17 protein-coding genes are annotated in these 20,830 nt (G+C 60.7%); 15 read left to right on the plus strand and 2 right to left on the minus strand.

What is annotated here, in order from left to right:
* Positions 1-136: 136 nt before the first annotated feature.
* The 5 genes from AC1DX3_RS00375 to AC1DX3_RS00395 all read left to right on the plus strand — a co-directional run bounded on the left by AC1DX3_RS00375 (position 137) and on the right by AC1DX3_RS00395 (position 6,522).
* Positions 137-733, plus strand: coding sequence for a biliverdin-producing heme oxygenase (locus tag AC1DX3_RS00375; RefSeq protein ID WP_476987244.1), 597 nt, complete (start codon positions 137-139; stop codon positions 731-733).
* A 91-nt stretch (positions 734-824) separates the two neighbouring features.
* The gene (locus tag AC1DX3_RS00380; RefSeq protein WP_476987245.1) at positions 825-2,165 is read left to right on the plus strand and encodes an APC family permease; all 1,341 of its coding nucleotides are present in this window, start codon (positions 825-827) and stop codon (positions 2,163-2,165) included.
* Positions 2,162-3,208 (plus strand): aromatic ring-hydroxylating oxygenase subunit alpha, encoded by a 1,047-nt coding sequence (locus tag AC1DX3_RS00385; protein ID WP_476987246.1) that lies wholly within the window; start codon positions 2,162-2,164, stop codon positions 3,206-3,208. The genes AC1DX3_RS00380 and AC1DX3_RS00385 overlap by 4 nt, the downstream gene beginning before the upstream one ends.
* A 190-nt stretch (positions 3,209-3,398) precedes the next feature.
* On the plus strand, positions 3,399-4,622 hold the full coding sequence (locus AC1DX3_RS00390) for a TadE/TadG family type IV pilus assembly protein (protein WP_476987247.1): 1,224 nt from the start codon (positions 3,399-3,401) through the stop codon (positions 4,620-4,622).
* 121 nt (positions 4,623-4,743) lie between these two features.
* The gene (locus AC1DX3_RS00395) at positions 4,744-6,522 is read left to right on the plus strand and encodes a vWA domain-containing protein (RefSeq protein ID WP_476987248.1); all 1,779 of its coding nucleotides are present in this window, start codon (positions 4,744-4,746) and stop codon (positions 6,520-6,522) included.
* On the opposite strand, the gene AC1DX3_RS00400 is transcribed toward AC1DX3_RS00395, so the two are convergent.
* A complete protein-coding gene (locus AC1DX3_RS00400; protein WP_476987249.1) occupies positions 6,497-7,096 on the minus strand; it encodes a TetR/AcrR family transcriptional regulator in 600 nt (199 codons plus the stop codon). The two genes, AC1DX3_RS00395 and AC1DX3_RS00400, sit on opposite strands and share 26 nt — an antisense overlap.
* Before the next feature lie 514 nt (positions 7,097-7,610).
* On the opposite strand from AC1DX3_RS00400, the gene AC1DX3_RS00405 reads away from it, so the two are divergent.
* Both AC1DX3_RS00405 and AC1DX3_RS00410 read left to right on the plus strand, forming a co-directional pair.
* Positions 7,611-8,615: an FAD-dependent oxidoreductase gene (locus AC1DX3_RS00405; protein ID WP_476987250.1), complete on the plus strand. Its 1,005-nt coding sequence runs from the start codon at positions 7,611-7,613 to the stop codon at positions 8,613-8,615.
* A gap of 107 nt (positions 8,616-8,722) precedes the next feature.
* A complete protein-coding gene (locus AC1DX3_RS00410) occupies positions 8,723-12,034 on the plus strand; it encodes a beta strand repeat-containing protein (RefSeq protein WP_476987251.1) in 3,312 nt (1,103 codons plus the stop codon).
* 27 nt (positions 12,035-12,061) lie between these two features.
* On the opposite strand, the gene AC1DX3_RS00415 is transcribed toward AC1DX3_RS00410, so the two are convergent.
* Complete coding sequence (locus AC1DX3_RS00415) at positions 12,062-12,532, minus strand: terminase small subunit-like protein (RefSeq protein WP_476987252.1); 471 nt, start codon at positions 12,530-12,532, stop codon at positions 12,062-12,064.
* A gap of 396 nt (positions 12,533-12,928) precedes the next feature.
* On the opposite strand from AC1DX3_RS00415, the gene rpoZ reads away from it, so the two are divergent.
* The 8 genes from rpoZ to era all read left to right on the plus strand — a co-directional run bounded on the left by rpoZ (position 12,929) and on the right by era (position 20,618).
* The gene (rpoZ, locus tag AC1DX3_RS00420) at positions 12,929-13,288 is read left to right on the plus strand and encodes a DNA-directed RNA polymerase subunit omega (RefSeq protein WP_476987253.1); all 360 of its coding nucleotides are present in this window, start codon (positions 12,929-12,931) and stop codon (positions 13,286-13,288) included.
* A 122-nt stretch (positions 13,289-13,410) separates the two neighbouring features.
* Positions 13,411-15,729, plus strand: coding sequence for a RelA/SpoT family protein (locus tag AC1DX3_RS00425; RefSeq protein ID WP_476987254.1), 2,319 nt, complete (start codon positions 13,411-13,413; stop codon positions 15,727-15,729).
* 121 nt (positions 15,730-15,850) lie between these two features.
* On the plus strand, positions 15,851-16,438 hold the full coding sequence (pyrE, locus tag AC1DX3_RS00430; protein WP_476987255.1) for an orotate phosphoribosyltransferase: 588 nt from the start codon (positions 15,851-15,853) through the stop codon (positions 16,436-16,438).
* On the plus strand, positions 16,435-17,190 hold the full coding sequence (locus tag AC1DX3_RS00435; RefSeq protein ID WP_476987256.1) for a pyridoxine 5'-phosphate synthase: 756 nt from the start codon (positions 16,435-16,437) through the stop codon (positions 17,188-17,190). Before pyrE ends, AC1DX3_RS00435 begins: the two co-directional genes overlap by 4 nt.
* The gene (gene acpS, locus AC1DX3_RS00440; RefSeq protein ID WP_476987257.1) at positions 17,187-17,585 is read left to right on the plus strand and encodes a holo-ACP synthase; all 399 of its coding nucleotides are present in this window, start codon (positions 17,187-17,189) and stop codon (positions 17,583-17,585) included. The genes AC1DX3_RS00435 and acpS overlap by 4 nt, the downstream gene beginning before the upstream one ends.
* 241 nt (positions 17,586-17,826) lie before the next feature.
* Complete coding sequence (gene lepB / locus AC1DX3_RS00445; RefSeq protein WP_476987258.1) at positions 17,827-18,741, plus strand: signal peptidase I; 915 nt, start codon at positions 17,827-17,829, stop codon at positions 18,739-18,741.
* A gap of 198 nt (positions 18,742-18,939) precedes the next feature.
* On the plus strand, positions 18,940-19,635 hold the full coding sequence (gene rnc / locus AC1DX3_RS00450; RefSeq protein WP_476987259.1) for a ribonuclease III: 696 nt from the start codon (positions 18,940-18,942) through the stop codon (positions 19,633-19,635).
* Complete coding sequence (era, locus tag AC1DX3_RS00455; protein ID WP_476987260.1) at positions 19,632-20,618, plus strand: GTPase Era; 987 nt, start codon at positions 19,632-19,634, stop codon at positions 20,616-20,618. The genes rnc and era overlap by 4 nt, the downstream gene beginning before the upstream one ends.
* The last annotated feature ends 212 nt before the right edge of the window (positions 20,619-20,830 follow it).

The following is a 20,830-nucleotide window of genomic DNA, read 5'->3' on the forward strand; positions in this document are numbered from 1 at the left end:
CGCGATCCGCGGCAAGAATGAAGGATTTTGTCGCGTGATGATGGTGGACAAACTCCAAACCCACATTTTCTTTTTATAAATTTTGCCCAATATTTGACGAGATTCTGTATCCGATGGCCCCCCAATCCACCGTTCTATGTCCCTTATCGAAGCCCTGCGACATCACACGCGCGCCCAATATGAAGCGCTCCACCAGCACCCGCTTCTGACCGGCCTCTCGGACGACCGGCTGACCCTCGACGACTTTCATCACATCCTGCTGGCCTTCGACGCCTACTATACTCACGCCGAAGCCGCCTGTTTCGCCGAATGGCCCGAGCACGCGCCCAATGCGCCGGTCCTGGCCTGGCTGGCGTCCGACCTGGCGCAGCACCGGCTGGAAAGCTGGGCCGATCGCATCGCGTTTCATCATCCCCCGCTCGATACGCCCTCGAAGATGGCCGGCTATCTCTATGTCAAACAGGGCTCGACCCTGGGCGGTCAGGCGATCAGCAAGCATGTCGAACGCCAACTGGCCTTGATACCGCACATCGATCAATGGTTCTTCGCCAGCTATCATCACGACAATGCGCAACAATGGAAGCGGTTCGCCGAAGTTCTCGACAGCCACGACTTCCACCATGACGATGTCGTCGCCAGCGCTCGCCAATCCTTTGAAAATTTGGCCTGGTTTTGCGATTCCGTCGTCCAGCTGCGGCAGGCCTCGACCTTTGAGAACCAAAACGAAGCCTGATCCGCGACGACACGCTTGACCTCGGGCGTCCTTCGTCGCACCTTGTCGTTTCACAAGAAACGGGCCAATAAGTGGCGCAGGACGGGGCCGGATGGATAACGCAAAAAAAGTCGGGCTTTGGGACATTGTCCTCTACGGCACCGCCATGAATTTCGGCATCCGCTGGCTGGCGACCGGCGCCAAGACCGGCCCCGTTGCCATTCCGATCTGGATCCTCGCCGCCGCGCTCTTCCTGGTGCCGCTGGTCATGGCGACCACGGCCTTGTCGAAGCACTTCCCCGAAGAAGGCGCCATCTACGCCTGGACGCGCAAGACGCAGGGACCCTTCGCCGGCTTCATGTGCGGCTGGCTCTACTGGGCCTGCAATCTGCCCTATTTCGCCGGGCTGCTGATCTTTATCGTCAGCCTGATGTCCCCGGTCATCGGCGGCGATGTCGGACACTGGATCGCCCAGCCCCTGGGCACATTTCTCCTGTCCTCCCTGATCGTCCTCGCCGTCAGCGCCATGCACGCCGCCGGCATCGGCGTCGGCAAATGGGTGCCGATCGTCGGCGCCGTCGCGTCCTTCCTGATCCTCGCCTTCCTCGTCGCAGCGGGCCTCATCCTGACCGGCCGCTTTGGCTCGGCGACCGATTTCGCCACGGCGCAATACCTCCCCAAGCTCGACGGCAACGGCGCCATCCTGTGGTCGACCATGGTCTTTGCCTATGGCGGCGCCGAAGGCGTGGCGCTGCTGCGCAATCAAGCCAAGGGCGGCGCCCCGCAAATCGCCCGCGCCCTGGTGCTCATCGGTGTTTTCCTGGCGGTGGCCTACGCCGTCGGCACGGCAGGCATGCTGATGATCCTGCCTCAGGACCAGGCCTCGCGCCTGGCCGGCCTGCCCGACGCGATGCAGGTCGCCTTGCAGAAGCTGAAAGCGCCGGCCTTGCAGCCCTGGCTGCTCATCGGCCTGGCCAGCACCATGCTGGGTGGCCTGAGCGCCTGGTTCGGCGCGGCGGCGCGCCTGCCGTTCGCCGCCGGCCTCGATCAGGCCATGCCCAAGGCCCTCGCTAAACTCGACCCCAAGACCGGCGCGCCGACGACGGCCATCTGGGGCCAGGCCGTCCTGGTCATCGCCTTGCTGGCCCTCAGCCAGGCCGGCGCCACGGTCGCCGCGGCCTATGACTATATCAACGCCATGAGCGTCCTGTCCTATACCTTGCCGTACCTGTTCCTGTTCGTGGCCTGGCTGATCATCGGCGGCAGCTGGAAGGCCATGCTCGGTTTCGCGGTCGCCCTCAGCGCCATTATTTGCAGTATGGTCCCCAGCCCCGACGCGGCTGACGGCATCATGGCAACCGTGAAACTCGCCATCGCCGCCGGCGTCATGATCGGTGCCGGCGTCATCCTCTATGTCATCGGCCTGATCCGCAAACCCAAAGAAACGTTATGAGCGACACCGTCATCCCCGCCCCGAAAGCCCCCGTCACCGCACCCTCCAGTTGGTATGTCGACCCCCAAATGTGGCCGCTCGAACGCCAGGCCATCTTTGCCAACAATTGGCAGTTCCTCACCTTTGAGACCGAGCTGTCGCAACCGCGCGCCTACCGCGCCGACACCCTGGCAGGCTTCCCTGTCATCGCCGTCCGGGGCGAAGACGGCGTTATCCGCGCCTTCCACAATGTCTGCCGCCATCGCGCCGGCCCGCTGGTCAAGGACGACTCGGGCGTTTGCGACGGCCACCTGACCTGCCAATATCACGGCTGGAAATACATGCTGGACGGCCGCCTGCGCCTGGCGCGCGACTTCGGCGTCGCCAGCGATTTCGACCCGCGCGACTTCGGCCTTTTCCCGGTTCAGGTCGCCCTGTGGCGTGGCCTGGTCTTTGTCGGCATCGGCGACAGCCTGCCGGACTTCGCCGCCCAGATGGAGCCGCTCGACGCCCGCCTGGACTCTCGTCTGGCGGGGGCCGACTGGTCGGGCCTCAAGGTCGGCCTGCGTCGTCACCACGTGCTGAACTGCAACTGGAAAACCTATGTCGAAAACTACCACGAAGGCTACCACGTCCCCGCCATGCACCCTGGCCTCGATGCCGAGATCCAGTCGGCGCTGTACAAGGTGACGGTGGAGGGCAGGGTGGTCCTGCACGACGCCCCGCCGAAATCCAGCGACGCCGTCTATGACGGCCTCTGGGGCTGGGTCTGGCCCAATATCGGCATCAATGTCTATCAACGCGGCCTGATGATCGAGCGCATGTCGCCGATCGGCCACCTCCAAACCCGGCTCGACTACCTCTACCTGACGCCGGACGGCGAAGCTGTTTCCGCCGACACCCTCGCCATGTCGGATCAAGTCACCGCCGAGGACATCTGGATCACCGAACGTGTCCAGGACAACCTCAATGCCGGCGTCTACCAGACCGGCCGCCTGTCGCCGAAGCATGAAATCGCCGTCGCTGCTTTCCAAACCTGGGTGCGCGAGGCACTCGCCAAGTAAAGGCGGCATCGTGATCACCGGCGCATTTTATAAGGAAACCGCAAATTTAGCGGCGGCCTCTATTATAACTATTTGAATTTAAACGAAAAATATTCTGACCGTTTGAAAGTTCAAATAACAATCGATATCTGGATGAACTTTCTTAACCGGTATTGATTTATAGTGATCATCAATAACGGGAGTGGGTTCGGTGTTTTGGCGTGCGTTGCTGCGATGTGTAACCGCCACAAAGGGTAATGTCTCACTGGTCTTCGGCCTGTGTGCCTTGCCATTGACCTTTGTTGCCTGCGCGTCGATCGATCTGTTCTCCGCCTCGAACGAACGTGCCGTGCTGCAAAACGCTGTCGACGCCGGTGCCCTGGCCGGTGCGGGCCACCTGTCCGTCGCCAGTTCATCACGCACCGACAGTGTCACCTCTGCCGCCATCGCCGTGGCGCGCCAGGTCCTGAAGGACGCCCATGTCACCAGCGCCGTCGTTTTCAACGTCGTGCTGGAAAATAACAATCAGGCCGTCACCGTCACGGCCCGCGCCGACCACAAGGCCCTGATCGGTTTTGACGGCTTCGGCAACGCCAACCTGAATGTCAAGGCGACGGCCGAGAGCCTGAACGCCTCGCCCCTGTGTATTCTGCAAACTGGCGGCGGCGGCGGCATCGACATCAAGAACACGGCCCGTATTCGCGCCACCGGTTGCGCCATCCATGCCAACGAAAGTATTATTGTGGACGGCGGCGCCATGATCCAGGCCGACCGCACCCAGGCTGTCGGCACCGTCAAGGGGCCGGTCAGCCCGGCAGGCAATTCCGGCGCCATGGCCATAGATGACCCGTTCGCCTCGATGAATTTGAAGGCACCGACCGCCTGCGTCGGCAAGCCGGAAGAGATCAAGACGGAAAGCGCGGGGATTCTGGTCCTGGCGCCCGGCGTCCATTGCGAGCATTTCAAAATCGAGCAATTTGCCACTCTGCAATTGCTTCCGGGCGACCACTATTTCATGGACGATCTCGAAGCCCATGACAACGCCATTATCCGCGGTGACGACGTGGTGCTGATCTTTGGCTCGACCAAGAAGATCAATTTCGCCGACAAGGCCTCGGTGGAACTCGGCGCGCGCAAAACGGGACCGTTCGCCGGGTTTCTGATCGTCACCACCCGCGACAATCATGAGCAATTCATCATCGCATCGGACCACGTCAGCAAGCTTCTGGGCACCATCTATATTCCCAACGCCCAGCTGGTCGTCCAGACGTCCGGCAATGTCGCCCAGGATTCCGCCTGGAGCATCATCGTCGCCAGTTCCCTGCAACTGACCAAAAACCCAACCCTGGTGATCAATACCGGCTATGCCGGCTCGGGCGTGCCGGTGCCCAACGGCGTCGGCCCCACCAGCCACGCCCCCAAGCTCTCGCGCTGATGGCAATCCTTTGCAGGCGCATTTCTAAAAARGACGAATAGCAATATTTTAGTCTTTTTGCGGTAACTCTTGCACGATGTTTATCATGAGGGTGCCGACATTGTCTTTGCGTGCCAAGTCTATGCGTACCAAGTCTGACGTTCAGCCCAGCCTCCGGGTTGGTTTTTGCGACCGCTTTCGCCGCGACTGCGGCGGCAACACCATCCTGATGTTTGGCTTGTCCCTGTTCGCCATTATTCTGGCCATCGGCTGCGCCATCGACATGACCCGCGTCATGACCGCTCGCAAAAATATGCAGGATGCCGCCGACGCAGCGCTTCTGGCCATCATGATCAAGAGCGCCAGCACGACCCAGGACCAGCGTGTCACCTGGGCTGCCAGCGCCTTCGACAAGAATTTTCACAATCCGTCGGTCTATGGCGTGAACAAGGTCCTGACCAATACCGCCACCGGCACGACAATCAGCCAGTCCTATGCCGTCACCGCCAACGTCACCAGCTATTTCGGCGGCTTCATCGGCATCGATCACTATAATGTCAAGGTCCTCGCCAAGGCCGAATCCCAGATGCAGACCTCGGAAATTGCCCTGGTCCTCGACAGCACCGGTTCGATGGCCGACTCGAACAAGATGACCAACCTGAAATCCTCGGTCGACAGCGTCCTCGCCAGCTTGCTCAACAGTTCCGGCGTCAATGTCTCCAATACCAAGGTCGCCATTGTGCCGTTCAACACCCAGGTCAAGATCGCCCAGGGTACGGCCTTGACCTATGTCGATTACGGCGCCGAGAGCATGAGCGAAGGCTGCAAAAATATCAGCGGTACGATCTGCACGGCGGCGTGGGACGTTTATGACAAGATTTGCAACGGTCTGACCGATCAAACCGCCTGCCGCGCCAGCGTCAAGGGCTGGTCCAATGTCACCTCGCCCGCCGCCGACGGCAGCTATTTCACCACGGTGACCTTCAAGGCCAATGTCAACGGCAATACGGTGACCTTCACCGATATCTACAAGACCAAAACGACGACGACGGCCGCCTACAGCTATACCGACGAAACCGGTGTCCACAATGTCGCGGCCGGCACATCGACCTCTACAGGCTTCTTCAGCGCCTCCACCAGCACGGCATCCGGTAGCGGGGGACTTGGCGTGGCGCCGACCACCACCGACCCCAATGGCTACAAGTCCATTGCCGGAGGTTCACTGGTCTACAATGTCAGCAATAGCGGCGGCTATGGCTCGGTCGCCGCCAAGACGACGGTCAGCACGGTCAACGGCACCTCACGCACCTATCTCTATCCCGCCTATAACGACACCAAGACGGCCTGGACCGGCTGCGTCATCGACCGCACCAAACCTTACGATACTCAGGTGACCGCGCCGACGGCCTCAATCGCCGCGACCCTTTATCCGGCGCGCACCTGCGCCACCAGTACCCTGAAGCCTGTCCAGGCGCTGAGCACCAATATCGCTACGGCCCGCAGTTTCGTCCAGACCCTGACGCCCGGGGGCAATACCAATATCACCATTGGCGTCCAGTGGGGCATGGAAGTCTTGTCGCCGACCGATCCGTTTGTTGGCGGCGTCAATTTCAACGACCCGCTGACCCACAAATATATGATCATCGTCACCGACGGCGAAAACACCGCCAACCGCGACTATACCAGCTCCAATCCGGCCAACGCCGTCAATATCGACCCACGCACCGCACTGGCCTGTACCAATGCCAAGGCCCAGGGCATTACCGTCTTCGTCGTCAAGGTCATCGAAGGCAATTCCGACATGCTGCGCGCCTGCGCCTCACGCTCGGACTATTTCTACGACCTTTCCAGCGCCAGCCAACTCAATACGGCCCTGAGCGCCGTCTTCGAAGCCATCAAGAAGACGCGCCTGACCCAGTAGCCGGCCCGGCACCGTCGACCCCGACACCATCGACGATCATCCGGCGGAACAGGGCGTCCATCTCGCGCGGCGCCGTCGCGGCGCCGCCGTCCAGCCACCAGGTCAGGACCGACATCAGGGCGCCTACCGCGAACTGCACGGCCATTTCGTCGGCTTTCGTTTTCGAAGCGCGGTTGGCGAACCACGGATCCTTGCGCACCGCATCCTGAAGAATATCCCTGATGGTCGACATAGCCACCACACCGCCGGTCGTGCCGAACAGGGCGCGATACAGGTGGAGGTGGTCGCGGGCATGTTCGAACATGGCCAGGCTGAAACCCAGCGGCGCTTCCGCGGCGGAGGCGCCGAGCCGTTGCGCCGTCAGCACCATCCGTAAATGTTCGAGGCCGGCGCGCTTCAGCTCATCCTTCCCGGTATAGTGGGTATAGAAGGTCGATCGGCCGACATCCGCGGCGTCGCAGATGTCCTGAATGGACACCGCGTCATATCCCTTCTCCAGGATCAGGTTCATGAAGGCGTGCTGCAAGGCGCGCCTTGTCTTCACTACGCGTCGATCGATATTCGGCGGATGCATTGTCGTGCTCCAATACTGGTTTACTTCCGCCCACGCTGCGAAGCGGGGAGGCCGGATTCACACAATTTTCTATTTAACTTCCAACATCATCTGGCGGTCGGAAAGGAACAATAAGTTATTGATTTCCTGATCCTCCCCGCTTGCCGGGGAGGGGGACCGCACGACGCCGCGCCTTCGCGGCTAGATGCGGTGGTGGGGCATCGTGCCTGGGTTTGAGCTGATTAAAGGCCGTTCTAAGACAATTGCGAGGTTGACGGCCAACTGCGTGTAAGGGCGCGTTGTGTTGAAGCGTGGAGTGGCGCTCCTCGGTAATGATGTGTGAACACGGTAGGTTTACGGAACGGGGCATTCTTAAGAGTCATAATTAAAGGCCATTGATACAATTCCTGGAAAATTTCAGCCCACCGTCCAGTAACGGAGCACAGCCTCATTTCGTCCGGCAAAAATTATTGAACAGAGTGTCCAATAACGTAGGCCATGTCCAGCTATTCCACAATCATGATTGGACAGGCCCATGGACCACACACATCTTCGCCACCTGCACGGCAAGGRACAAAGACTAAGTCATGACATCGCCTTCAAATCCAAAGCCCTGATTGCCGACGACACCTGGCTGTTCGTCTTCGAAAAACCGCCCGGGTTTCGCTACCGCGCCGGCCAGCACGTCAGAATGACCCTTCCGCGGCTCGCCGGCAAGGATCCGGCCGGCAAATATCGCTTCTGGTCTTTCGCCAGCGCGCCGTTCGAAGCCGACCTGGCCTTTGCCATCCGCATGCGTCCATCGCCGTTCAAGCTTGCCCTGTCCCAGCTGGCGATCGGTGACACGGTCCATATCGACATGCTGGCCAATCCGCCGAAAGGCGCCTTCGCCCTCGACGCGGACGACCATCACCCTGTGGTTTTCCTGGCCGGCGGTATCGGCGTCGTTCCGGCCTATGCCATGCTGAAACAGGCCATGGCCGACGATGTTCAGCGCGACTTCCTGCTTATCTATTCGAACCATCGGCCGGAAGATGCCCCTTTTCTCGCTGAACTTCAGGCCCTGGCCGCCAGCCATCCGAATGTTCGCCTGATCGCTACCATGACCCGGACGGACGACTCCCATGCCTGGTCTGGAAACACCGGGCGGATATCGCCGGCCATGCTGAAACGCTACCTGCCGGATATGAAAGCGCCGGTCTACTACATCGCCGGCCTCCGGGACATGGTGGCGGCGATGCAGGCCATCCTGGCCCAGGCCGGCGTTCCGAAAACCGCCATCCATTCGGAAGAATTCGGCAGTTTCACCATGACGACGAAACACCGCGCGTCCGCGACGGGGCGCCTGTCGCTCGTGGCCCTGGGTTTGGTCCTTGCCGCCGTCGCCGCCCTTCATGCCGTGCCCTTTGTCCTGATCCTGAGAACGCTGAACCTGCATAAACTCGGGTCCAATCCCCTTGTTTACCTTGCAGCGTCGACCGTACTGGCTGCCATCATCATCAAGGTCGGCTTCATGCGTCGATTGCAACGGCGGGCCTGACACAATAACGTGCAACCCCCGCGACAGGCGTTGACCGGCTACCCGTTTACCCTATTGTTGTCTTACCGCGCCCAAGAGCACGGTCGGGGGGAATCGGGAGAAACGCCATGGTCATGATTTATAATATCCGTCAGGGCGAGCGCATCGATGACGGAGCGGAAAATTATATAGCCTCGTCGAACGTCGCCGCCCTGAGTGACGGGACCTATGTGGTTGTGTGGACAGCCTCCGACGAGATCAGCGAGGCAGGCATTGCTTTCGCCCAACACTACTCGGCCGCGGGAGAGAAGCTGGGCGGAATTGTGCAATTGTCGACCCAGGCCGGTGAATTTGGCGGCGTCGTAGCCCTGACGGGAGGCGGCTTCGTTGCCGCCTATTATCGCGATGATGGCATTCATATTCAAAGATATGACGCGGATAACGCGGCCACGGGCGCTGAAATAAGCCTGGGTCATGACCCTTTCGATTGGTTGATAGCGGGAATTTACGCGTTATCGGACGGCGGCTTCGTTGTTGTCCGCGAAGCCGAAAAAACCTACGAAACGGCTTCCAGCGATTATTACGCGAAAGCCTCCCACTACGACGCACAAGGCGTATTGGTGAGTTCTGACGTTGTTTACACCGGCCGCGCCAGCTCCGACGATTGGTACACGTGGGCCGATTTCAGCGTCGATGATCAAGGCCATCTGGTCTATAACTATACTCACTATACCTATGACCTGCATGTTAACGCCTACCCGGGTGCGGGTACGGTCGACCTGGGAACCGCTACGGTAGCAGACTCTCCTGGGAACAGCACCGACCTGGCAGGTGGCGGTAATGTACAACTGGCCGTCAGCTATGATGAAAACGGCCACCTTCTTGGCATCTTTCAGGATGTTAAGGTCTTGACAGACCACGCCGGCGCCGGCGTCGACTATCTTTACGGAGAAGCCGCAACCGACGCCATGGCAGGCCTGGGCGGCGACGACATCTATTTCGTCAACCTCGCCGGCCAGACCGTGGTGGAAAATACCGACGCTGGCCATGATATGGTCAATTCGTCCGTCACTTTTGCCTTGGACGACAATGTCGAAAGCCTGGTCCTGACGGGTACCGCCGCGATTAATGGCACCGGCAATGACCTTGCCAACACCATAACCGGCAATGATGCCGCCAATGTCCTGACCGGCGGCGCCGGTGACGACGCTCTGGATGGCGGGGCGGGGATCGATACCTTGATCGGTGGAACGGGCGATGACAGCTATAGGGTCGACGTCACCGGCGATATGGTGAGCGAGAATGCCGGCGAAGGCGACGACACGGTCAAGGCCGGCGTCAACTTCACGCTCGGCGCCAATATCGAGAACCTGATGCTGACCGGATACGATAATATTTCGGCTACGGGCAACGCGCTTGACAACCATCTGACCGGTAATGGGAGCAGCAATACCTTGAACGGCATGGCCGGGGCCGACATCATGACCGGCGGGTTCGGAAACAACTTCTATTATGTCGACAACGCCGGCGACGTCGTCAATGAAAATGCCGGCGACGGCCGCGACGCCGTCATCGCCGCGGTTGATTACACACTCAGCGCCAATGTCGAAGACCTCTATCTCAGCGGCGGCGCCAAACGCGACGGCAGCGGCAATGCTCTCGACAACGCCATTTTCGGCAACAACAATATCAACCACCTCTTCGGCTTCGACGGCAATGATATGATCGATGGCGCCAAGGGCGGCGACATCATGACCGGAGGCCTCGGCGACGACACCTATGTCGTCGACGATACGGCCGACGTCGTCGTGGAACTGTCCGGCCAGGGGAACGATACGGTGCGCACCAAGCTTAGCTATACGCTCAGCGCCACCGTGGAAAATCTGATCCTGACCGGAACCGCCAATCTGCGCGGCAAGGGCAATGCCGGCGATAACCACCTGAGCGGCAACGCCGGCATCAATACCCTGACAGCGTTCGACGGCAATGACACGCTCGATGGCGGCGCTGGCGCCGACACTATGGCTGGTGGTTTCGGCAACGACACCTACTATGTCGACAATATCCACGATGTCGTGAAGGACTATACCGGACAAGGCACCGACATCGTCTATGCCTCTGTGAATTACAGTCTTGTGGGCCTGTCCGTGGAGCGCCTGACCCTGATCGGCACAACGGCCACCAATGCCACCGGCAACAGCGGCGCCAACGTCCTGACCGGCAACAGCGCCGCCAACAAGATTTACGGCGGTGCCGGTACCGACTATGTCAGCGGCATGGACGGCAACGATATCCTCGATGGCGGCACCGGCGCCGATACCATGCGTGGCGGCTTGGGCAATGACACCTACTATGTCGATGATGCCGGCGATGTCGTGCTGGACTATAGCAATCAGGGCATCGATACGGTCTACGCCTCGGTCAGCTACGCGCTGTCGGGAACCGCGGTCGAGAACCTGGTTCTGACCGGTGCGGCCGATATTGATGCCCGCGGTCACAGCGGTGCCAACTCGCTGACCGGCAACAGCGGAAACAACCTGCTCCTGGGTTATGGCGGTATCGACGAACTGTCGGGACTTGCCGGTAACGACATCCTGAACGGCGGCTCCGGCGCTGACACCATGGCCGGCGGCACTGGCGATGACACCTATTATGTCGATGATGCCAATGACAAGGTCATCGAATCCGCCGCCGGCGGCCACGATACCGTTTACAGTTCGGCGTCCCTCAATCTGGCCTTTGTCGAGGCCGTGACCCTGACAGGAGCGGCTGCCATCAATGCCCAGCTCTACGGCGACCTCGCGATCACGGTCACCGGCAATGGCGGCGATAACCTGCTGACCACGGGAGGCAGTAATGATACGCTCTACGGCGGCGGCGGCAATGACCGCCTCGACGGCAGTGCCGGCGCCGACACCATGATTGGCGGCATGGGCGACGATACCTATCAGATCGACAATGCCGGCGACGTCGTTGTTGAATTGGCCGGGCAGGGGACCGACCTCGTCCGCGCCAGCGTCACCTACAGCCTCGTCGGCAGCCAGGTCGAAAACCTCGACCTCAAGGGCGGTCGTACCCTCAATGCCACCGGCAATGATGGCGACAATATCATCCATKGCAATAGCGGCGCCAATACCGTGTCCGGCCTTGGCGGCAACGACCAGATCGACGGCAAGGAAGGCAACGACATCCTGATCGGTGGCGCCGGTGCCGACACTTTCAAATTTTTCCAGGGCAGCGGCGTGGATGTCATAGGCGATTTTTCTGCGGCCCAGGGAGATAGTATCAATATCCATGGCTATAGCAGCGGGACTGTCGAAGGGCATGGCGTCACCGTTACCCAGTCAGGCTCGGATACCGTCATCGACCTCGGCGCCGGCAACACGATCACGGTTCAGAACGCGATCCTGCCCGACGTCTACAGCCATATCGTCTGGTAACTTGGCAACGGGCGCTCCCCCTGCGCCTTAGCAAATCAGGTCATCGAGGGTCTTGTACATAAAGGGCTTGCTCTTGCGCTTGGGCGGCTTGCTGACGATTTCGCTCGCTTTCTTCGGCGATAGCCACGCAATCATCCGGCACTGCACATCGATCACCAATTTGGCGGCTTCATTCAGCGCCTTGGTCTTCGCCGCCAGCTGCGGATCGCTCGCATCGACCAGGACCTTGACATCCCTTTGGTAGTCTTCGGCGATCACCTGACACGCCGCCCATCGCGCCTCGGCCTGGGCTTCCCGGGCCGCATGATACTTGTCGTGGAAGTCGGGATAGAGCTGGACCCACAGATAGATGGTGCTTTCGCTGGGCAGCGTCATGTCGGCGGCCACCATCCGCTTCAATCCGATCGTACTGACCGCAATCAGCTGGCAAACCCGCTCAGCCAGTTTTTCCGAATAGGTGCTGCGCGGACGCCGCTCTGTCTTTGTCTCGTTGGTCATGGAAGGCCCTCCTCAGGCATAAAAAAGCCCCACCGGTCAAAAACCGTGGGGGTTGATTTCATTCGCAACACTGGATGCTGAGAAAAACCTACCAAGCTTGCCCTGCCATGTCAACGGATAAAATACGAAATATGATAATTAATTTCACATATCGTAATCATGCGGCAACATAATACCCGTCAAAAATCGCCAAATTGAGATTCGGAGCGTCGGTTTTCGGCCAATCCGGGCACAACCACTCCGAATCTCGACCCCGGTCGGCTACATCGGCAGTCGCAACCCAACGAATGTCTTGTTTTCGCCTCAAGCCACCTGTATAGGGAGGCAACTTGTTTTCGCACGCCGGGACACGGATGATGATTCGTGGCCGTGGCGTTGTTGTCATTTGAGGTGCCCATGGCTCGCGTTACCGTCGAAGATTGCGTCGAAAAGATCGACAACCGCTTCAATCTTGTTCTCCTGGCCGCCCACCGTGCGCGCGCCATCTCGTCGGGCTCGGCCATCCTGGTCGACCGCGACAATGACAAGAACCCGGTTGTCTCCTTGCGCGAAATCGCCGATGGCATGTTGGCGCCGACCCAACTGACCGAAAGCCTGATCGCCTCGCTGCAACGTGTCGACGAACGCACCGAAGCCGAGGAAGAGGCCGAAACCCTGGCCCTGCTGGCCGATCCGCAGCACATGCAAATGTCGGAAAGCGAACTGATCCGCGCCCTGCAATCGGATCGCGATGGCGGTCAAGAAGAGCGCTACTAAAAATCTGCGCCCAACATCCTATTTAAAAGGTCCGGAAGTCATCTTCCGGACCTTTTTGTCTTGCGCGCCTTGCCAAGCCTGTGAGACACTTTTTGCACAAATTTGCATTTACAGGACAGGATATGTCGGCAGAGGGTGAACAGCAACTTCAGGCAAAACTGGCGTCCGTCTCGGGCGACGTCCGGTCTGCGCCGGATGATGCGCCCCCGACTCCCGTCGCTCCCACCATCGTCAAGGACGCCGTGGCGCCGCTGATGGCTGTCAACCGGCCGAAATTTCTGCGCCAGGTCGAACTGATCGAACGCGTCTCGGCCTATGACCCGACCGTCGACGAAGCCTTGCTCAACCGCGCCTATGTCTATGCCATGAAGATGCACGGCGCCCAGCTTCGGGCCTCCGGCGACCCGTACTTTGCCCACCCCATCGAAGTCGCCGGCATCCTGACCGACTATAAGCTCGACTCCGCCGCCATCGTCACCGCGCTGCTGCACGACACCATCGAGGATACGGCGGCAACGCGCGAGGAGATCGCCGCCAAGTTCAGCGAGGAAATCGCCACCCTGGTCGAAGGCGTCACCAAGCTGACCCGGCTGGAACTGCAATCCGAATATACCAAGTCGTCGGAAAACCTGCGCAAGTTCATCCTGGCCATCTCCAAGGATATCCGCGTCCTGTTGGTCAAGCTGGCCGACCGCCTGCACAATATGCGCACCCTGCAATATGTCGCGCCGGAAAAGCGCGAGCGGATTTCGCGCGAAACCCTGGAAGTCTATTCGCCGCTGGCCCGCTCGATCGGTTGCAACCGTTTCGCCACCGAGCTCGAAGACCTGGCCTTTTCCTTCATCAACCCGCTGGCCCATCAGGCGATCATCCAGCGCCTGAAGGAAATGAACGAAGAGAAGGGCGGGGCGATCGCCGCCATCGCCCGCGACGTCGCCGGCAAGCTGGAAAAGCAGGGTATCTTTGCTCGCGTCATGGGCCGGGAGAAATCGCCTTATTCGATCTGGAAGAAGCTGCAGCGCAAGAGCGTCGGCTTCGCCCAGCTCTCCGATATCTATGCCTTCCGTGTCGTCGTGCCATCGCCCGAGGAATGCTACAAGGCACTGGGCGTCATCCACCGCGCCTGGCCCTGTGTCCAGGAACGCTTCAAGGACTTTATCTCGACGCCGAAGTCGAATAACTACAAATCCCTGCACACCACGGTCGTCGGCCACAAGGGCACACGTATCGAGCTGCAGATCCGCACCGAGGAAATGGACCGTATCGCCGAAGAAGGCGTCGCCGCCCACTGGGGCTACAAGAACCAGGCCTATGGCTTCGACGAAGAAGCGGCGACCCGCGACGGCGGCCGCAACCCGATGAATTCCCTGCGCAATATCGTCCATATCGTCGAAAACGGCGGCGATTCCGAAGACTGGGTCGAACATGCCAAGATGGAGATGTATCTCGACCAGGTCTTCGTCTTCTCGCCGAAGGGCCGGCTTATCTCCCTGCCGCGCGGCGCCATGCCGCTCGACTTCGCCTTCGCCGTCCACACCGCCATCGGCGAAACCGCCATTGGCTGCCTGATCAATGGCGAGCACAAGCCGCTGCGCACCGTGCTGCAAAACGGCGACCAGGTCGAAATCCTCACCGGCCTCGAAGCCCGCGTCAACCAGGATTGGTTCTCCCTGACCGTCACCGGCAAGGCGCGCTCGGCCATCCGCCGCCACATCCGCCAAAGCGAGCGCGGCGACTTCATCAAGCTCGGCCGCACTGCCGTCGAACGCGCCGCCGCCCAGGTCGACAGGCGCCTGACCGATATCAGCTGGCGCACGGCGTTCGAGCGCTTCCACGTCACCAACGAAGACGATCTCTTCGAACTGTGCGGCCGCGGCAAGATCTTCCCGGCCAAGATCCTCGAAGCCATCTTCCCCGGCCTCAAACTGCCCTTGATGCTGTCGACCGACAGCCTGGTTCGTATCAAGGACGGCGAGGGCGGCATGGCCTTCGTCCGCGGCTCGGCCCTGACCGAAACCCACCGCATGGTGTTCTCGAAATGCTGCTACCCGGTGCCGGGCGACCGCATCGTCGGCATTGTCGAGGACGACGGCATCCACGTCCATTCGATCGAATGCGAAACGCTCGAAGCCCTGGAAGGCGAAAAGGACCGCTGGATCGACCTGCACTGGACGCTCAATGCCGAAAAGAACACGCTCAGCGTGGCGCGCATCCGCGTCAATATGCAGAACAAGCCGGGCGTGCTGGGCCAGGCCTGCACCCTGATCGGCGAGGCCAAGGGCAATATCATCAATGTCCGCATGCACCCGCGCAGCCAACTTCAGGACTTCAACGACACCGACTTCGATATCGAGGTCATGGACGCCCGCCACATCATCAACATCTCCGCCGCCCTGCGGACCTCGCCGATGATCGAAAGCGTCGATCGGGTGAGAGGCTAATACCTCAGCAAAAAGTCCTTCACCGCGCTCAGCGTACTTTTTGCCGGATTTCAGCGGAAAACCTTTAGCTTGAGGCGGCTCTGCGCTAAAGGTTTGAGTCTGGATTTTAAGGTAGATTCCCATGACCTCCGAAGACGTGATCAACGAATTCCGCGCCGCCAACGCCCTGCGCGAAGGCCATTTCGTGCTGTCGAGCGGCCTGCACAGCCCGATGTTCCTGCAAAAGAACCTCGTCTTCATGAATGCCGACCGCTGCGAGCGCCTGTGCAAGGCGCTGGCCGAGAAAATCACGGCCGCCGTCGGAAGCGTCGACGTCGCCATTTCGCCGGCGGTCGGCGGCATCATTCCGGGCTATGAAACCGCACGCCACCTGAAAGTGCCATCCCTCTATGTCGAGCGCGAAGGCGGCGCCTTCAAGCTACGCCGCGGGTTCCATATCGAACCCGGCGCCCGCGTCGTCATGGTCGAGGACATCGTCACCACCGGCCTGTCGTCGCGCGAATGTATCGCCTCGATCCGCGAAGCCGGCGGAAACGTCGTCGCGGCCGCCTGCATCGTCGATCGCTCGGGCGGCAAGGCCGATGTCGGCGTGCCCTTGATCGCGCTCGCCACGCTCGAAGTCCCGGCCTATCCCGCCGATCAATTACCGCCGGAGCTGGCCGCCATTCCCGTCCAGGATCCCGGCTCGCGCCGGCTGGCTACAGCATGACCCCGCAACGCATCCGCCTCGGTATCAATGTCGACCATGTCGCCACCGTGCGCAATGCCCGCGGCGGTCACGCACCCGACCCGGTGCGCGCCGCCCAGATGGCGTTGAAAGCCGGCGTCGACGGCATCACCGCCCACCTCCGCGAAGACCGTCGGCACATTATCGACAAGGACATCTGGGCGCTGAAAGAAGTGTGCGACACCTTCGGCCGTCCGTTGAATTTCGAAATGGCCGTCACCGACGAAATGGTCGGCATGGCCCTGAAGCTGAAACCCCATGCCGCCTGCCTGGTTCCGGAACGCCGCCAGGAGCGCACCACCGAAGGCGGTTTGGACGTGCTTGGCCAGATCGACAATATCGGCGAGGCGGTCAAGCTGCTCGGCAAGGCCGGCGTCCGCGCCTCGCTGTTCATCGCCACCGATCCGGCCCAGATCGAAGCCGCGGCCGCCGTCCACGCCCCCGTTGTTGAATTTCATACCGGTGCGCTTTGCGATGCCTATCGCGAGGAGGAGAGGGCCATTTTCGACCGTGAACTCAAGCGCTTGCAGGACGCCGTCGCCCAAGCGCATGAGCTTGGCATCGAAGTCCATGCCGGTCATGGCATCGACTACGACACCGTGCCTTTCATCTGCGCCATTCCGCATATTCGCGAACTGAATATCGGCCATTTCCTGATCGGCGAAGCGGTGTTTGTCGGCCTCGACGCCGCCATTGGCCGGATGCGCGGCCTGATGGATGCAGGCCTCAAATGATTGTCGGGATCGGCGTCGATCTCTGCGACGGCACACGGATCGCCGCATCGCGTGAACGCTTCGGCGCCCGGTTTCTCAACCGCATCTATACGCCGGGCGAGCAGCAACACGCCCTTGCGGCCGCCAAACCCGACCTCAGCCTGGCCAAACGCTTCGCTGCCAAAGAAGCCGTCGCCAAGGCCCTCGGCACCGGCGTGCGCGGCTTTTTCTTTACCGATATCGAGGTCGTCGCGGGCCCCTTGGGCAAACCGCATGTCCTCCTGCATGGTCCCGCAGCCGAGATTCTACGCGGGCTGCTGCCCGAAAACCACACCGCCCACATCCATCTGTCGCTGAGCGACGAAGCGCCCTACGCGACGGCCTATGCGATCATCGAGGCCCTGCCATTAACCTAGCCCAAACAATCTGAAGCACCTTTCCCCTCGCCCCTTTCAAGGGGAGAGGGTGGCAGGCTTCAGCCTGCCGGGTGAGGGGTACTTCCTTTTACTGCATGTTTTGGTTAGCCCCGCGCCCCCTGAGCGCCAAGACAAGCGACAAGAATGGTCTTGTGCTTGCCATAATCTGTGGTTAGGTGAATTTCGATGTAAAGGGGCGTGCCCCGATTTACCATACCAGGGAAAGTTTGGGGCAATCCTTATGACGACACGCGACAACGACGCGCAAAACGCAGCCGACCAGGCCATCGAATCGGCGGCGGCCAAGCCGGCCGAAGCTGAAGCCGAAAAGATCGAAGCCGCCATGCCTGAAGCCGCTGAAGAAGCCGCCGAGGCCGCGGAAGAGGTCGAGGATACCCGCACCGCCCAGCAAATCGCCATCGACGAGTTCAAGGAAATCGCCTCCGTCGTCGGTATCGCCCTGGTCCTGGTCCTGGTCCTGCGCACCCTGCTGTTCCAGCCCTTCACCATCCCCTCGGCCTCGATGGAGCCAAACCTCTATCAGGGCGATTACATCATCGTGTCGAAGTGGGATTACGGCTATTCCAAGCATTCCATCCTGTTGTCGCCGCCGCTGTTCAGCGGCCGCATCTTCGACCGTCAGCCGACGCGCGGCGATATCGTCGTCTTCAAGCTGCCCAGCAACAACAAGACCGACTATATCAAGCGCGTAGTCGGCTTGCCGGGCGACACGCTCCAGATGAAGAACGACCAGCTCTATATCAATGACAAGCTGGTGCCCAACGCCGTTCTCGGCGAAGTCCCGGCGGAAGACGCCGTGCGCATTTCCGGTCAGCAAACGGCAACCCTGGTGCGTGAAGAGCTGCCCGGCGGCCGCACCCACCTGATGCAGGACATGGTTCAGGACGGTCCGGTTGACAATACCGACGTCTATACCGTCCCCGCCGGCCACTACTTCATGATGGGCGACAACCGCGACAATTCCGAAGACAGCCGCTTCCCGATGGTGACCGGCGGTGTCGACTACGTCCCGGCCGAAAACCTCGAAGGCCGCGCCGTCCTCGTGCTGATGTCGTGGAAGGAAGGCTCGTCGATCTGGAAGCCGTGGACCTGGCTCAACTTCCACTGGGACCGCTTCTTCAAGAGCCTTCACTAAAGGTTTTTATCCGCAGATTGACGCAGATTTTAAGCGGTGATTTTTCACAACCTGATCGGCGAAGCCAGTGGCTGTGCTTCGGTCAAATTGGCGCGGTGCGCCGGTGAAGCTCTGAAAAATCACCGCTTAAAATCTGCGTCAATCTGCGGACAACCTTTTTACCTTTGCGAGACACGTCTCACGGTGTAAACGGGCGGCATGAATCCCCGTCAAAAAGCCATTGAGACGCTGCAGAGCAATCTCGGCTATACATTTCGTAATCCCGATCTGCTCGAACTGGCCCTGACCCATGCCAGCGTCGCAGAGGGCGCGCGCAAGATGGCCGACAACGAACGCCTGGAGTTTCTCGGCGATCGCGTGCTTGGCCTGATGACCGCCGAAGCCCTGATGGAAGCCTTGCCGGACGCCGAAGAAGGCGAACTCAGCCGCCGTTTCCACACCCTGGTCAGCCGCGAAACCTGCGCCGACATCGCCCGCCAGCTCGAAGTCGGCCCGGCCCTGCGCCTGGCCGCCGGCGAGACCAAAAGCGGCGGCCGCATGAACCCGACCATTCTCGGCGACGCCTGCGAAGCCCTGATGGCGGCCGTCTATTGCGACGGCGGCTACGAAGCCGTGACGCGCTGTTTCAAACCGCTGTGGGCCAATGCGCTGAAAAACAGCGGCAACGCCATGGTAACCAACCCGAAATCATTCCTGCAGGAATGGGCCGCGGCCCAGGGCAAGGCGCCGCCGGCCTATAATGTTATCGGCCGTAAAGGCCCCGACCACGCACCCATCTTTACCATTGAGGTCGTCATAGACGGCCTGGAACCCCAATCGGCCCAGGGCAGATCGCGACAGGAGGCCGAGAAGGCCGCCGCCCTGGACCTCATCAAACGAGAAAGACTCCCTTGAGCGAATATAACACGAGCGGCCAGCCGACCACCTGCGGGTTCGTCGCCATTATCGGCGCCCCCAATGCCGGTAAATCGACCCTGGTCAACCAACTGGTCGGCACGAAAGTGTCCATCGTCACCCAGAAGGTCCAGACGACGCGCTTCCCTGTGCGCGGCATCGCCATCGACGGCCAGTGCCAGATGATCCTGGTCGACACCCCGGGCATCTTCAAGCCGCGCCGGCGCCTGGACCGCGCCATGGTCAAATCGGCCTGGGGCGGCGCGCAGGACGCCGACTGTGTCGTCCTGTTGGTCGACGCCGCGGCACAACTGGCGGTCAAGCATCCCAATGCCGAAGCCGAACTGAAAAGCCCCAAGGCGACCGCCGCCGACCATAAGGCGGTCGAAGACGTCGACATGATCGTCAAGGGCCTACAGGACAATGGCGCCCGCGCCATCCTCGCCCTCAACAAGATCGACCTGATGAAGTCGGAAAACCTGCTGGCCGTCGCTGATGAACTCTACAAGACCGGCGTCTTCGACGACGTGTTGATGATCTCGGCGGAAAAAGGACACGGCGTCAAGGATCTGCGCGCCTTGCTGGTCAAGAAGATGCCGCCCAGCCCCTGGCTCTATCCGGAAGACCAGGCCGCCGACGCGCCCGTGCGCATCCTGGCGGCCGAAATCACCCGCGAAAAGCTGTTTCTGCGCGTCCACGAAGAACTGCCCTATGCCGCGGCCGTGGTCACGACCGAATTCACCGATAAGCCCGACGGCTCGGCGCGCATCGAACAGACCATCTATGTCGAACGCGACGGCCAACGCGCCATCGTCCTGGGCAAGGGCGGCCAGACCCTGAAATGGATCGGCCAGAAGTCGCGCGAAGAACTGGCTGTTTTGCTCGACCGTCCGGTCCACCTGTTCCTCCACGTCAAGGTCGAGGAACGCTGGAGCGACGACCGCGCCCTCTACGCCCAGTTCGGCCTCGAGTACGATAACTAATCAACGAGCGTTGCCCTTTCTTCCCCTGGCCCCGTTTCTTTACGGGGAGAGCCGGGCGGCCGGTGCCGGTACCAGGCTTCAGCCTGGCGGGTGAGGGGCCGCCGACGAGGACACGATGTTCGCTGCCAGTCTGACGAGACATTGCCCAACATGCGGTATCTCTTCTAAACCCCTCGCCCCTTTTAAGGGGAGAGGGTGGCAGGCTTCAGCCT

It is taken from the genome of Asticcacaulis sp. P2_B1 (genome assembly GCF_056404915.1).